The 13,076-nt window shown below is 67.3% G+C and carries 13 protein-coding genes and 1 tRNA gene; 9 read left to right on the top strand and 5 right to left on the bottom strand.

What is annotated here, in order from left to right; genetic code table 11:
- Positions 1 to 3: 3 nt before the first annotated feature.
- The 4 genes from proB to rplU form a co-directional block, all read right to left on the bottom strand.
- The gene (proB, locus tag E5CHR_RS07075; protein ID WP_162579034.1) at positions 4 to 1,134 is read right to left on the bottom strand and encodes a glutamate 5-kinase; all 1,131 of its coding nucleotides are present in this window, start codon (positions 1,132 to 1,134) and stop codon (positions 4 to 6) included.
- A gap of 15 nt (positions 1,135 to 1,149) precedes the next feature.
- Positions 1,150 to 2,202 carry an Obg family GTPase CgtA gene (gene cgtA / locus E5CHR_RS07070; protein ID WP_162579033.1) on the bottom strand — a complete coding sequence of 351 codons (1,053 nt, stop codon included), beginning with the start codon at positions 2,200 to 2,202 and terminating at the stop codon, positions 1,150 to 1,152.
- A 68-nt stretch (positions 2,203 to 2,270) separates the two neighbouring features.
- Positions 2,271 to 2,528, bottom strand: a complete 258-nt coding sequence (gene rpmA, locus E5CHR_RS07065) for a 50S ribosomal protein L27 (protein ID WP_162579032.1) — start codon at positions 2,526 to 2,528, stop codon at positions 2,271 to 2,273.
- Between the two features lie 12 nt (positions 2,529 to 2,540).
- Positions 2,541 to 2,852, bottom strand: coding sequence for a 50S ribosomal protein L21 (rplU, locus tag E5CHR_RS07060; RefSeq protein ID WP_068680024.1), 312 nt, complete (start codon positions 2,850 to 2,852; stop codon positions 2,541 to 2,543).
- 183 nt (positions 2,853 to 3,035) lie between these two features.
- Between rplU and E5CHR_RS07055 the strand changes: the two genes are divergently transcribed.
- The 4 genes from E5CHR_RS07055 (at position 3,036) to E5CHR_RS07040 (ending at position 5,094) form a co-directional block, all read left to right on the top strand.
- Positions 3,036 to 4,028, top strand: coding sequence for a polyprenyl synthetase family protein (locus tag E5CHR_RS07055; protein WP_162579031.1), 993 nt, complete (start codon positions 3,036 to 3,038; stop codon positions 4,026 to 4,028).
- 49 nt (positions 4,029 to 4,077) lie between these two features.
- A tRNA-Pro gene (locus E5CHR_RS07050) sits at positions 4,078 to 4,154 on the top strand.
- 208 nt (positions 4,155 to 4,362) lie between these two features.
- On the top strand, positions 4,363 to 4,656 hold the full coding sequence (locus E5CHR_RS07045; protein WP_162583601.1) for a DUF2277 domain-containing protein: 294 nt from the start codon (positions 4,363 to 4,365) through the stop codon (positions 4,654 to 4,656).
- A gap of 21 nt (positions 4,657 to 4,677) precedes the next feature.
- Entirely contained in the window at positions 4,678 to 5,094 is a 417-nt protein-coding gene (locus tag E5CHR_RS07040; protein ID WP_162579030.1) for a PaaI family thioesterase, read from the top strand.
- Between the two features lie 60 nt (positions 5,095 to 5,154).
- Here E5CHR_RS07040 and E5CHR_RS07035 read toward each other — a convergent pair whose 3' ends face one another.
- Entirely contained in the window at positions 5,155 to 5,370 is a 216-nt protein-coding gene (locus tag E5CHR_RS07035; RefSeq protein ID WP_162579029.1) for a thrombospondin type 3 repeat-containing protein, read from the bottom strand.
- 140 nt (positions 5,371 to 5,510) lie between these two features.
- On the opposite strand from E5CHR_RS07035, the gene pbpC reads away from it, so the two are divergent.
- The 5 genes from pbpC (at position 5,511) to E5CHR_RS07010 (ending at position 13,060) form a co-directional block, all read left to right on the top strand.
- Positions 5,511 to 7,679 (top strand): penicillin-binding protein 1C, encoded by a 2,169-nt coding sequence (gene pbpC / locus E5CHR_RS07030; protein ID WP_162579028.1) that lies wholly within the window; start codon positions 5,511 to 5,513, stop codon positions 7,677 to 7,679.
- A 159-nt stretch (positions 7,680 to 7,838) separates the two neighbouring features.
- The gene (locus E5CHR_RS07025) at positions 7,839 to 10,094 is read left to right on the top strand and encodes a phosphocholine-specific phospholipase C (RefSeq protein ID WP_162579027.1); all 2,256 of its coding nucleotides are present in this window, start codon (positions 7,839 to 7,841) and stop codon (positions 10,092 to 10,094) included.
- An 81-nt stretch (positions 10,095 to 10,175) separates the two neighbouring features.
- A complete protein-coding gene (locus E5CHR_RS07020) occupies positions 10,176 to 10,913 on the top strand; it encodes an arylmalonate decarboxylase (RefSeq protein WP_162579026.1) in 738 nt (245 codons plus the stop codon).
- On the top strand, positions 10,897 to 11,784 hold the full coding sequence (locus E5CHR_RS07015; RefSeq protein ID WP_162579025.1) for a LysR substrate-binding domain-containing protein: 888 nt from the start codon (positions 10,897 to 10,899) through the stop codon (positions 11,782 to 11,784). The genes E5CHR_RS07020 and E5CHR_RS07015 overlap by 17 nt, the downstream gene beginning before the upstream one ends.
- A gap of 121 nt (positions 11,785 to 11,905) precedes the next feature.
- On the top strand, positions 11,906 to 13,060 hold the full coding sequence (locus E5CHR_RS07010) for a mandelate racemase/muconate lactonizing enzyme family protein (protein ID WP_162579024.1): 1,155 nt from the start codon (positions 11,906 to 11,908) through the stop codon (positions 13,058 to 13,060).
- The last annotated feature ends 16 nt before the right edge of the window (positions 13,061 to 13,076 follow it).

Below are 13,076 nucleotides of genomic sequence, written 5' to 3'. Positions count from 1 at the left end.
TCTTCAGCCGGGCATCAGGACCATGTTGTCCCGGTGCACCATTTCCGGTTCCGCCACATAGCCGAGCAGGCGCTCGAATTCTGCGGATGGCTTGCGGCACAGCAGCCGCGCCTCGGCGCTCGAGTAATTGGCAAGCCCGCGGGCCAGTTCGGTACCGGCCGCGTCCCTGACTGCGATCACGTCGCCGCGCGAGAACTCGCCGTCGACGCCGGTCATGCCGATGGGCAGCAGGCTCTTGCCTTCGCCCCGCACCTTGGCCGCGGCGCCCGGATCAACGGTGACCGAGCCGCGCAGCTGAAGGTGATCCGCCATCCAGCGCTTGCGAGCCTGGTGCTTGGCGGTCTGCGCCACCAGCAGGGTGCCGATGGGCTCGCCGCGCGACAGCCGCAGCAGGGCATCGGGCTCGCGGCCCCAGGCGATGACGGTTGATGCGCCCGAGCCTGCGGCGCGCTTCGCAGCCAGGATCTTGGTGATCATGCCGCCCCGGCCGATGCTGCTGCCGGCCCCGCCCGCCATCGCCTCCAGGGCGGGATCTCCTGCGGCGGCCTCGTGCACGAAGCGCGCATCGGGGTTCTTGCGCGGATCGGCGGAATAGAGACCCTTCTGGTCGGTGAGGATGACCAGCGCATCGGCCTCCACAAGGTTCGCGACCAGCGCACCCAATGTGTCGTTGTCGCCGAACTTGATCTCGTCGTTGACGACCGTGTCGTTCTCGTTGATGACCGGCACAACGCCCAGGGCGAGCAAGGTCACCAGCGTGGATCGAGCGTTCAGGTAGCGCTCGCGGTCGGCGAGGTCGGCGTGGGTCAGCAGCACCTGGGCGCTGCCCAGCCCGTTCTCGCGCAGTTTGGTCTCGTAGATCTGAGCCAGGCCCATCTGGCCTACAGCTGCCGCGGCCTGCAGCTCATGGACCTCGTGCGGCCGCGTGCGCCAACCCAGGCGCTTCATGCCCTCGGCAATGGCCCCGCTGGACACCATCACGACCTCGCGGCCATCACGCACCAGGGCAGCAAGCTGGCGGCACCACTCGCCGATGGCCTGATCGTCGAGACCGCGGCCGTCGTTCGTGACCAGGCTGGACCCCACCTTGACGACAAGGCGGCGGGCATCGCGCAAAGCGGTAGAGGCAGTCATGGGCGTTGCAGTCGGTCAGGCGAAGCGGGGATCGATCTCGATCGGCGGCTGCTCGGCGACCTGCTGCGCCTTGACGTGCTGATAGACCGCCTTCACCAGCGTCTCGCAACCCTCCCGCGTCAGCGCGGAGATCTCGAACACGGGGCCCTTGAAACGCAGCCGCTTGACGAAGTCCTTCACCTTCGTGGCTCGCTCCTCAGCCGGGATCATGTCCAGCTTGTTGAGCACCAGCCAGCGCGGCTTCTCGTACAGCGCCGCGTCGTACTTCTTGAGCTCGCCGACGATGGCCTTGGCCTGCGCGACAGGATCGGTCTCGTCGAAGGGAGCCAGATCCACCACATGCAGCAGCAGCCGCGTGCGCTGCAGATGGCGCAGGAACTGGTGGCCCAGCCCGGCGCCTTCGGACGCCCCTTCGATCAGTCCTGGCAAGTCGGCGACCACGAAGCTTTGCTCGGGTCCCACGCGCACCACGCCCAAGTTGGGATGCAGCGTTGTGAAAGGGTAGTCGGCGATGCGAGGGCGCGCATTTGAAACCGCGCTGATGAGCGTGGACTTGCCGGCATTGGGCATGCCCAGGAGGCCGACGTCGGCCAGTACCTTCAGCTCGAGCTTGAGGCTCTTGCGTTCGCCGGGCCAGCCCGGCGTCTTCTGGCGTGGAGCACGATTGATGGCGCTCTTGTAGCGCAGGTTGCCGAAGCCGCCGTCGCCGCCCTTGGCAATGATGATCGTCTCGCCGGGCGTCAACAGTTCGAACAGCACCTCGCCAGTCTCGGCATCGCTGATGATGGTGCCCACCGGCATCTTGAGCGTGATGTCGTCGCCTGCGGCGCCGAACATGTCCGAGCCCATGCCGTGCTGCCCGCGCCTCGCCTCATGGCGGCGCGAGAAGCGGAAATCCACCAGGGTGTTGAGATTGGGGTCTGCCACAGCGAAAACATGGCCGCCGCGCCCCCCGTCACCACCGTCGGGGCCCCCGAATTCCTTGTACTTCTCATGGCGGAACGACACGCAGCCGTTGCCGCCATCGCCAGCGGCGATGTCGATGAAGGCTTCGTCCACGAACTTCATGAGATGTCCAGTTTACAAATGAAGAAGCCCCGACAAAGCGGGGCTTCGAGCTGATCGAAGTGACGGGCTCAGGCCGGCGTCACGCTGACCGTATGCTTGTTGAGCGCGCCCTTGGCGCCGAAGGTCACGTGGCCGTCGACCAGGGCAAACAACGTGTGGTCCTTGCCCACGCCAACGTTGGTGCCGGGGTGGAACTGGGTGCCACGCTGGCGCACGATGATCGAGCCTGCGCTGATCAACTCGCCGCCGAAAGCCTTCACGCCGAGCATCTTGGGCTTGGAATCACGCCCGTTCCGCGTAGAGCCGCCGCCTTTTTTCTGTGCCATGGTGTCAGCTCCTTAGCCGGCGATCGCGCCGATTTGCAGCTCCGTGAACTGCTGGCGATGGCCTTGACGTTTTTGATAGTGCTTGCGACGGCGCATCTTGAAGATGCGGACCTTGTCGTGCTTGCCATGCGACAGCACGGTGACCGTGACCGTTGCGCCGGACACCAGGGGCGTGCCGATCTTGAGAGCGCTGCCGTCGCCGACTGCGAGCACTTGATCGATCACGATTTCCTGGCCTACGTCCGCAGCAATCTGTTCTACTTTAATTTTTTCGCCGGAAGCAACGCGATACTGCTTGCCGCCGGTTTTTATGACCGCGTACATATAAACCTCTTGAGGAAGATGGCTCTACGGCGAATTCCGCAGAGCCCAAGATTCTAGCACGAAGGGCGTTTTTCAGAAGATCCGCCCGGTTGCATGGGTTCCGTGAGGACCCGGCTCCCTATAATCTGCGCGTTCCGGCCGCGGCCGGCCGTTCTCCCCAAGCAGCGCACGAGCGCCTTCGCCTTGTCAGCTCCCCCCGCCGATAACTCCCCCGCCACCGCCGTGCTCAGCCTCATTGCCGAGGACATGGCCGGGGTCGATCTCGTGATCGCCCGCCGCCTCGACACCGGCGTCCCGCTGGTGCGTCAGGTATCGCAGTACATCATCTCGGCGGGCGGCAAGCGGTTGCGCCCCGCTCTGCTGCTGCTGATGGCAGGCGCGTTGGGCTATCAGGGCGAGCAGCGATTCAACCTCGCCGCTGTCGTGGAATTCATTCACACCGCGACCTTGCTGCACGACGACGTCGTCGACGAGTCCACGCTGCGGCGCGGCCGTCCCACTGCCAACGAGTCCTTCGGCAACCCGGCCAGCGTGCTGGTAGGCGACTTCCTCTATTCGCGGGCCTTCCAGATGATGCTGGACGCCCACGACGTCCGCGTCATGGAGATCCTGGCCGAAGCCACCAACGTGATCGCCGAGGGCGAGGTGCTGCAGCTGATGAACATGCACGACGCCTCGCTCGACGAAGAGGCCTATCTTCGGGTCATCCGCTCGAAGACCGCCAAGCTGTTCGAGGCCAGCACCCGCCTGGCTGCGGTGCTGGCCGGCGTTGCACCGGAAACGGAAGAAGCCTGTGCGGCCTACGGTCGCGCGCTTGGCACCGCCTTCCAGGTGATCGACGACGTGCTCGACTACGCAGGAGATGCGAGCGAGACCGGCAAGAACGTCGGCGACGACCTGCGCGAAGGCAAGACAACCCTCCCCCTGATCCTGGCGATGCAGCGCGGCACCCCAGCCGAGCGCGATCTCATCCGTAGCGCGATCGAAGCCGGCGACACCGCGCAGCTGCCTCGGATCGTCGCCATCGTGCGCGAAACCGGTGCCCTGGACGCCACGCGCGCGGCCGCCGCCGCCGAAGCCCAGCGCGCGATCGACGCGCTGGCCGGCTTTCCGGCCAATTCGCACTCTGCGGGTTTGCTACAATTGGCGGCTCAGTTGCTTGAGCGGCGCGCCTGACACCTCACGACAGTGGGCCTCGAAGGTCGATTCTTTTTCACGCAACCATCGGGGTGTAGCTTAGCCTGGTAGAGCGCTACGTTCGGGACGTAGAGGCCGGAGGTTCGAATCCTCTCACCCCGACCAATTTGGCAGTTTGAAGCTGTCGTTCTTTGCCCCGTGCTCGGCAGAGTCTCAGCGACGATTCGTCGACCCCATGGCTTCCACGCTCGTGACCGCGTACAAGGCCCGGGTTCGAACAGGCGAGCCGCCCGCGCGTCAACGCCCCAAGCTGCGTATCCTTCTATCCATCGTCGCAGACATCCTGTTGATCCGCCCTTTCCATGGAGCGACCATGTGCCGGAACATCAAGACCCTGTTTAACTTCGAACCGCCCGCCACGGATGAAGAAGTACGCGCCGCTTCGCTTCAGTTCGTGCGCAAGCTCAGCGGCTTCAAGAGCCCGTCGAAGCTCAACCAGGAAGCCTTCCAACGCGCCGTGGATGACGTCGCGGCCACGGCGCGGACACTGATCGATTCGCTGGTGACCGCGGCCGATCCTCGCGACCGGGAAATCGAGGCCGAGCGTGCACGCGCCAAGTCGGCCATTCGATTCGAGGCGAAGCCGTACAAGCCCTTCTCCCCCTGAGTACACGAGGAAAGCCGCGCCATGACCCAGCCTGTGCCTGCCCTCGAAGCCGTCCAGAAGATCCTCGATCCGGTTTTTCCCGGCCTCATGGGTGTTCGCCTCCTCACGCTCGAGCCAGAGCGCGTGATTGCCGAGCTGGTCGTCCGGCCGGATCTCTGCACCGTCGGCGGCATCCTGCATGGCGGCGCCTACATGGCCTTCGCCGACACGCTCGGCGCGGTCGGCACCCTCATCAACATGCCGCAAGGCAAGCGGACGACGACCACCGACTCCAGCACCAAGTTCATCAGCGGAGCACGCGTGAACTCCGCGGTGACCGGCGAGAGCATCGCCCTGCATCGAGGTCGAACCACGATGGTGTGGCAGACCACCATCCGGTCCGCGGAAGGCAAGCTGTGCGCCGTCGTCACGCAGACGCAGTTGATCCTGGAAGCCTAGCCCCGCAGGACCACAACAGAGGCCCGGGCTGCCGCCTTAGGAGGCGCGCCCGGCGGCACCTCAGTACCGGTTCGGATTGTTGGGCCGGCTGTCGTAGCGATTCGGCACGCCATCATTGTCCCGATCGCGGTCGTAGCGATTGGGCACGCCATCACGGTCGCGGTCGCGGTCCCCGTAGCTCGCGCGCGGCGGGGAGCGGCCACTGTCGTACGGCACGGCCACGCAGCCGGCCAGGGCAGCGGTTGCAGCAATCAGCAGGGCGACGAGTGTTTTCATCGGATCTCCTTGAATAATCGTTGAGCGTTCAAGATGCGTGGCGCAGCAAACGTTGACAACCCGCGCCCCCGCCCGTTCGCAAGTAGTCCCCGACCGCATTCGCGGCCCCGGCCCGCCTTGTGGCAAGCTGGCGACCCGTCATGCCGCGCACCCCACACGCCCTCCTGGCGCTCAGCCTGCTCCTCGCCTCCATCGGTCCTGCGCAAGCGTTGCCGGGCTTCGAGGAAGTGAAGCGCGACTTCCGCCCTTCCGATATCCAGGTGCTCGACCGCAATGGCGAACTGCTGCAGCGCATCCGCACCGACGCCGGCGTGCGCCGCGGCCGATGGACGGCATTGGGCGATATCTCTCCGGCCCTGCGCACCGCCATGCTGCTGAGCGAGGACAAGCGTTTCTACGAGCACAGCGGCATCGACTGGCGCGCAGTCTCGGCCGCGGCGTGGAGCAACCTGTGGAACACGCGCACGCGCGGCGCCTCCACCATCACCATGCAGCTCGCGGGGCTGCTCGATGACGACTTGCGTCGGGGCAGCGGCGGGCGCGACCTGACGCAGAAGCTCGGGCAGACGCTGGCGGCGCAAAAGCTCGAGCGCCAATGGCGCAAGGACCAGATCCTCGAGGGTTATCTCAACACCGTGCCTTTCCGCGGCGAGATCGTCGGCATCGACGCGCTCTCTCGCACGCTCTTCGGCAAGGCGCCGCACGGGCTCGATGCGCGCGAGGCCGCGGTTGCCGCGGCGCTGGTGCGCGCACCCAATGCCAAGCCGCCCCTCGTCGCACAACGGGCCTGCGAGGTGATGCGCGCGATGGACGCTGGTGGCGCGGTAGATTGCGACGCGCTCGCGATGTTCGCGAGCGCGTCCTTGCAACGCAGGGGCTTCGAGGCGAGTGAAGGAATTGCGCCTCATCTGGCACGGCGGGTATCGAATGCGGCCGAAGCGCAAGGGGGCGACGTTCGCACCACGCTGCGGGCGCCGCTGCAACGCTTTGCGCTCACGACCCTGCAGCGTCATCTCAAGGAACTGCGCGGGCGCAATGTCGAGGACGGCGCACTGGTGGTGCTCGACAACGCCAGCGGCGAGGTCCTCGCGTGGGTCGGCTCCTCCGGCGCGCTGAGCCGCGCGGCCGAGGTCGACGGCGTGCTGGCGCAGCGCCAGCCCGGCTCCACGCTCAAGCCGCTGCTCTATGCGCAGGCGATCGCCGAGCGAAGGCTCACCGCCGCATCGCTGCTCGACGACTCCTCCGCACAGATCAGCACCGCGGCCGGCCTCTACATCCCGCAGAACTACGACCGGCAGTTCAAGGGCCACGTCTCGGTGCGCACCGCGCTTGCGGCTTCGCTCAACGTGCCGGCGGTGCGCACGCTCGTGATGGTCTCGCCGGAGGCCTTTGCCCGCCAGCTGCGCGCGGCGGGGCTGGGGCTGGCGCAGAACGGGGACTACTACGGCTACAGCCTGGCGCTGGGGAGCGCGGAGGTGTCGCTGCTGGCGTTGACCAATGGATATCGCACGCTGGCAAACCAGGGACTTTTTAATGAGGCGCGCATCCTGCCGGCGTCCAGCCCCCCCTCCCGGGCATCCCTTGAAGGAGGCAGAAGCAAGCCCCTCGCGATCGATCCGCGCGCGAGCTTCATCGTCGGCGACATCCTGAGCGACGCCAACGCTCGCGCGCCCACCTTCGGCCTCGACAGCGTGCTGGGCACGCGCTTCTGGAGCGCTGTGAAGACCGGCACCAGCAAGGACATGCGCGACAACTGGGCGGTCGGCTGGTCGCAGCGCTACACGGTCGGTGTGTGGGTGGGCAACGCCAGCGGCGCGCCGATGTGGGACGTGAGCGGCACCAGCGGCGCCGCGCCGGTCTGGGCCGAGCTCATGGCCTTCCTCCACCGCCGCGAGGCCAGCCGCCCGCCGGTCCCGCCGCCGGGCCTGGTGCGCATGCGCGTGCGTTTCAGCGACGAGCTGGAAGCGGCCCGCGAAGAATGGTTCATCGCCGGCACCGAACAGCCTCGCTTCGACCTGCCGGCCGCGAGTGGCGATCCGCCGCCTCGTATCACCGCGCCCGTGGACGGCACCATCATCGCGCTCGATCCCGACATCCCCCCACGCCACCAGCGCGTGCGCTTCGAGGCCGAGGGCAGCGGCGTCGCCTGGCATATCGACGGCAGGCCCTTCGCGCGCGGCGCCAGTGCCCAATGGTTGCCGTGGCCCGGGCGGCACGTGGTGGAGTTGATCGATGCGCGCGGCAGGGTGTTGGACCAGCGCCGGATCGAGGTGCGCGGCGCCGGCTTGAAGGGCACCGCAGCCAGGTAATCAGTGTCTTGAAAGGCACTTCGCCCATTGCCGTCCAGCGCACGGCGGCTCGCGCGAACTGAAGTCCGCCGCCTGCTTCGGCTCAACGCTTCGAGGAAGATTCACTTTCCTGTCATGGCCGCTTCCTAAGCTCATCGAGGTCCAACCACCTCTGAAGCCATGACCACGAACATTCCCCCACGACGCGACTTCCTCCGCAAGACCGCCGGCACACTGGGCGCCGCGACCGCGCTCACAGTGCTGCCGCCCTCGATCCGCCGAGCGCTGGCGGTCGAGGCGCACGACAAGCACCGCAGCATCGAGGACGTCCAGCACATCGTCATCCTGATGCAGGAGAACCGCAGCTTCGATCATTACTTCGGCACCATGCGCGGCGTGCGCGGCTTCGGCGACCGCTTCCCGATCCCGCTGGCGAGCGGCAAGCCGGTGTATTTCCAGCCCAACCCGAGCGGCGGCCCGGAGATCCAGCCCTTTCGCCGCGATTCCAGGACCGGCAGGGCGTTGATCGGATCTGGCACGCCGCACAATTTTCCCGATCAGCAAGCGGCGTGGAACCAGGGGAAGATGGACCGCTGGATCCAGTTCAAGAACCAGGCCACGATGGGCTACTTTCTGCGCGAGGACATTCCGTTCCAGTTCGCGCTGGCCGATGCCTTCACGATCTGCGACGGCTATCACTGTTCCGTCCTCACCGGCACCGACCCGAACCGCATCGTGTTCTGGTCGGGCTCCAACTTCAACCCGGAACTGCGCAAGCAGGGCATCAACAGCACGCACGCCGATGGCGAGCCCGTCAACTCGCGCTGCTGGCCCAGCCCGTCCAACTGGGTTGCGGGCCGGGCGCAGAAGGCGGGCGGATCGGGCCAGGTCGACCCGGCAACGGGTGCCTACAACTACAAGTACGTCAACACCGCCTTCAAATGGGACACGCTGCCGGATGTCCTGCAAAAGGCGGGCATCAGCTGGCACATCTACCAGAACATGAACAACAACTGGACCGGCGCCATGCACGGCTGCCTGGCTTTCCAGAGCTTCCGCACCGCGCAGCCGGGCTCGCCGATCTATGAGCATGGCCTGACGGGTGGCCCGGCCACGGCCGACGGCGCTGTCAATTTCCTCGCGCAGCTGAAGCAGGACGTGATGAACGACACCCTGCCGCAGGTCTCGTGGGTGCTGCCGACGCAGGCGCTGGCCGAGCATCCTGGCAGCAGCGAAGGCACCGCAGGCGCTGCCGACTTCGTCTCGGACGTGCTGGACGCGCTCACGTCCAATCCGAAAGTCTGGAGCAAGACGGTGCTTTTCGTGACCTTCGACGAGAACGACGGTTTCTTCGACCACCTGCCGATGCCGGCGGTGCCTTCCTATGACGCCAATGGCAACCTGATGGGCAAGTCCACCGTGGCACTCGACGGCGAGTACTTCGATGCGTCGGTGGGCAACTACCTGAGCGCCAACGACACCACCAGCGGCAAGATCCGCCCGTGGGGCCTGAGTTCGCGCGTGCCGATGTACGTGGTGTCGCCGTGGAGCAAGGGCGGCTGGGTCGATTCGCAGGTGTTCGACCACACCTCCCTCGGCATGTTCTTGGAGAAGCGCTTCGGCATCACGGTGGACGCCATCAGCCCATGGCACCGCGCCGTCTGCGGCGACCTCACCTCCTGCTTCGACTTCGCGCACCCGAACGATCCGGTCTTTCCGCAACTGCCCGACACGAGCAACTTTCCCGCGATCAATGCGGCGCAGAGGCTGCTGCCCACGGCCCCCATCACCACTGCGCCCGCCACGCCGCAGCCGCTGTTCCAGGAGATCGGCGTGCGCCCCTCGCGTGCACTCCCCTACGAGCTGCACACCAGCGCGCAGGTAGAGTCGCGCGGCATGGTGTCGCTGGCGTTCGCCAACACCGGCAAGCAGGGCGCCGTCTTCCATGTCTACGACAAGCTGCACCTCGACCGCATCCCCCGCCGCTACACCGTGGAGGCGGGCAAGACGCTGCGCGACACCTGGAACACCGGCGCTTCCGACAGCGGCAAGTACGAGCTATGGGTCTATGGCCCCAACGGGTTCGTGCGCAGCTTCAAGGGCGACGCGCTGTTTCACGACACGGCGGCGTTCCAGCCGGAGATCCGGATCGGCTACCAGGCCCACAGCGGCCACCTGTACCTGAGAGTGCGCAACAGCGGCAAGCAACGCGGCCGCGTGACGATCGCCGCCAACGCGTACGGCAAGCACGGCCCGTGGACCATGGACATCAAGCCCGGCGATATCGAGACGCAGCACTGGAACCTGCAGACGAGCGGCGACTGGTACGACTTCACCGTCAGCGCCGAGAACTTCGAGCGCCGCTTCGCCGGGCGTGTCGAGAGCGGCAGGCCGGGCGTCAGCGACCCCGCCATGGCGCTGCATCTGCAGGGCTGAAGCCCGGGCGAAGGCCGAGGCAGCCGTCGCCTGCCGCACAATCCGGCGCTTGAGACAACTCGAGCATCCGGAGACCACGACATGACGACTAGCACCCTCGGCCTCATCGTGCCGCCCGCCGCAGGCCTCGTTCCCTCCGACGGGCAGGCGCTCTATGGCGGGCGCGACGTGCGTTTCATCGCGCGCGGGCTCGGCATCCCGGGCATCTCGCCCGAAGGCTTCGACACCGTGGTCGACCGCATCCTCGCGCTCGCCGTCGAGCTGCGAGACGCCGGTGCCGAGGCCGTATCGCTGATGGGCACCTCGCTCAGCTTCTACCGCGGCCTCGAATTCACCGACGCGCTGCGCGAGCGCATGCAGGAAGCCACTGGCCTGCCCTGCACCACCATGAGCCACGCCATCGTCGACAGCCTGCGCGCGCTGGGCATCCGGCGCGTCGCGGTCGCCACCGCCTACATCGACACGCTGAACCAGCGGCTGGTGGCCTACCTGGCGAGCTGCGGCATCGCCGTCACGCACATCGAAGGCCTGTCCATCACCGGCGTCGAAGCGGTCGGCCAGGTGCCGGGCGAAACGCTGATGGCCTTGGCCGAACGCACCGTGGCGGCCGACCGAACGGCCCAGGGGCTGCTGATCTCCTGCGGCGGCCTGCTCACGCTGGACATCCACGTGCCGCTCGAACACAAGCTCGGCCTGCCCGTCACCTCGAGCTCGCCCGCCGGCTTCTTGGACCTGATGCGCACGGCCGGCCTCGACCCCGCCTCGCCCGGCCACGGCCGCCTGTTCGCGCCCGAGACCGCGCTTGAACGAGCCGCTTGATCTCGCGACGCTGCGCGTGATCGTGGCGGCGGCGGAGCTCGGCTCCATCAGCGCCGCCGGCGACCGGCTTCAGCTCGCGGTGGCGGCCGCGAGCGCACGCATCACTGCGCTCGAAGAAGCCCTGGGCCTGCGCGTCTTCGAGCGCTCCTCGCGCGGCGTGCGGCTCACCCCGGCAGGCCAGATGCTGGTGCGGCGCGGCCGCGAGATCCTGGTCGACCTGGACCGGCTGTCGGTCGACCTGCACGACTACGCGAAAGGCCTGCAAGGACACGTGCGGCTGGCGGCCAACACCTCCGCCATGCTCGAAGTGCTGCCGGCCAAGCTCGACCGAATGGCGCGCGAGCACCCGCTGATCCGCATCGATGTCGTCGAGCACGGCAGCCTCGACATTCCGCTGATGCTGCTCGAGGGCCGGGCCGACCTGGGCATCGTGGACATGGCCCACGCGCCGCACGGCATCACGCTTACCGACTGCTTCTCCGACACCCTGGTGCTGGTGGTGCCGGCCGGCCACGCGCTCGCCGGCAGCGCGCCGCTCGCGCTGGAGCAGGCACTCGACGAGCAGTTCATCGCGCTGCACGACGGCACCGCGCTGTCCAGCCGGCTGATGCGCTCGGCCTCGCTGGCGGGCAAGGCGCTGAAGATCCGCATGCAGATGCGCAGCTTCGACGCCGTCTGCCGCATGGTCGCGGGCGGCCTGGGCGTGGCCGTGCTGCCGCTGCAGGCAGTAGCGCCGCAGCTCGCCAGCCTGCCGCTGGCAGCGGTGCCGCTGACGGACGCCTGGGCCGCGCGCATCCACCGCATCGCGCTGCGCAGTGGCGTGGAGCCCTCGCCGGCCACGCTGACGCTGGTCGACTTCCTGCTGCGCTGAACCCGCGCCCCCGGGCAAACCCTTGATTTCGTGCCTCGCGAAAGCGGGCTTCGTGGCGCATGCTTGTGAGGGCGGTGGCCGCCTTCCTACACTGCGCCCCACCCCTGGAGACACACGCCCCATGAAGATCACCCGCGTCGCGGCCACGCCCCTGCACCTGCCTGTTTCGGTGGATGTCGCGGGCCGCAGCAAGACCACATCGCTCTCGCTCTGCCTTGTCGACGTCGAAACCGACGAAGGCCTGGTCGGGACCGGCATGACAGCCATCACCGAGGAGGAGGTGATCGCCTCGGTAGTCAACGACATCGCCGCCCATTCGCTGCTCGGCATGGACCCGCTTCGCCACGAGCAGATCTGGGAGCGCCTCTACTGGCTGCTGACGCCGCGCGGCCAGTCGGGCTATGCCAGCCACGCCATCGCCGCACTGGACCTCGCGCTGTGGGACCTCAAGGGCAAGGCCCTGGGCCAGCCCTGCTGGCGTTTGCTGGGCGGCGCGCGCGCCGAGGTGCCGGTGTATGCCACCTTCGGCTTTGCCTTCTACGAACGCGACGAGTTGGCGGCAGCCGCGCGGAGCTGGGTCGAGCGCGGCTTCAAGCGGCTGAAGATGACGGTGGGCCACCACGGCCTTGCACGGCGCGACGAGCCGCGCCCGCTCGACGCCCTGATCGCCGAGGACGTGCAGCGCATCCGCGCCGTGCGCGAGGCGGTGGGACCCGACGTGCAGATCTACATCGACGCGAATTGCAGCCTCGATTATTTCCACGCGCTCTCGCTGGCACAGCGCATCGAGGAATACGGCATCAGCTTCTTCGAGGAGCCGGTCTCGCAGAACGACATTCCCAATCTCGTGAAGCTGCGCCACAAGACCTCGATCCCGCTCGCGGCGGGGCAGAACGAAGGCCAGGCCAGCCGCTTCCGCGACATGCTGGTGGCGCAGGCGGTGGACGTGGTGCAGCCCAATGCCTGCATCAGCGGCGGCTTCACGCAATGCCTGCGGATTGCCGGCATGGCCTCTGCCTTCAACGCACGCTTCGCGAACGGCGGCGCCTGGCCGCACCACAACATGCACCTGCATGCTGGGCTCGCGAACGGCTCGCTGGTCGAGTACCACTCGGTGGCCGTCGACTGCTGCAAGCTGGTGTTCGACGATCTGCCGGTGCCGAGCCAAGGCGTGCTCGCGCTGCCCGAGAAGCCAGGCCTGGGCTTCGAGCCGAACCGCGAGCGCGTGGCCGAGCTGGCGAAGCGCCCGGGCTCGCGCGGCATCGGCAAGGCCTGAACGCCTGCCGAGCGCA

This window comes from Variovorax sp. PBS-H4 (assembly GCF_901827205.1).
In the GTDB taxonomy this organism is placed as follows: Bacteria; Pseudomonadota; Gammaproteobacteria; order Burkholderiales; family Burkholderiaceae_C; genus Variovorax.
This window is presented reverse-complemented; position numbering and strand designations above follow the sequence as displayed.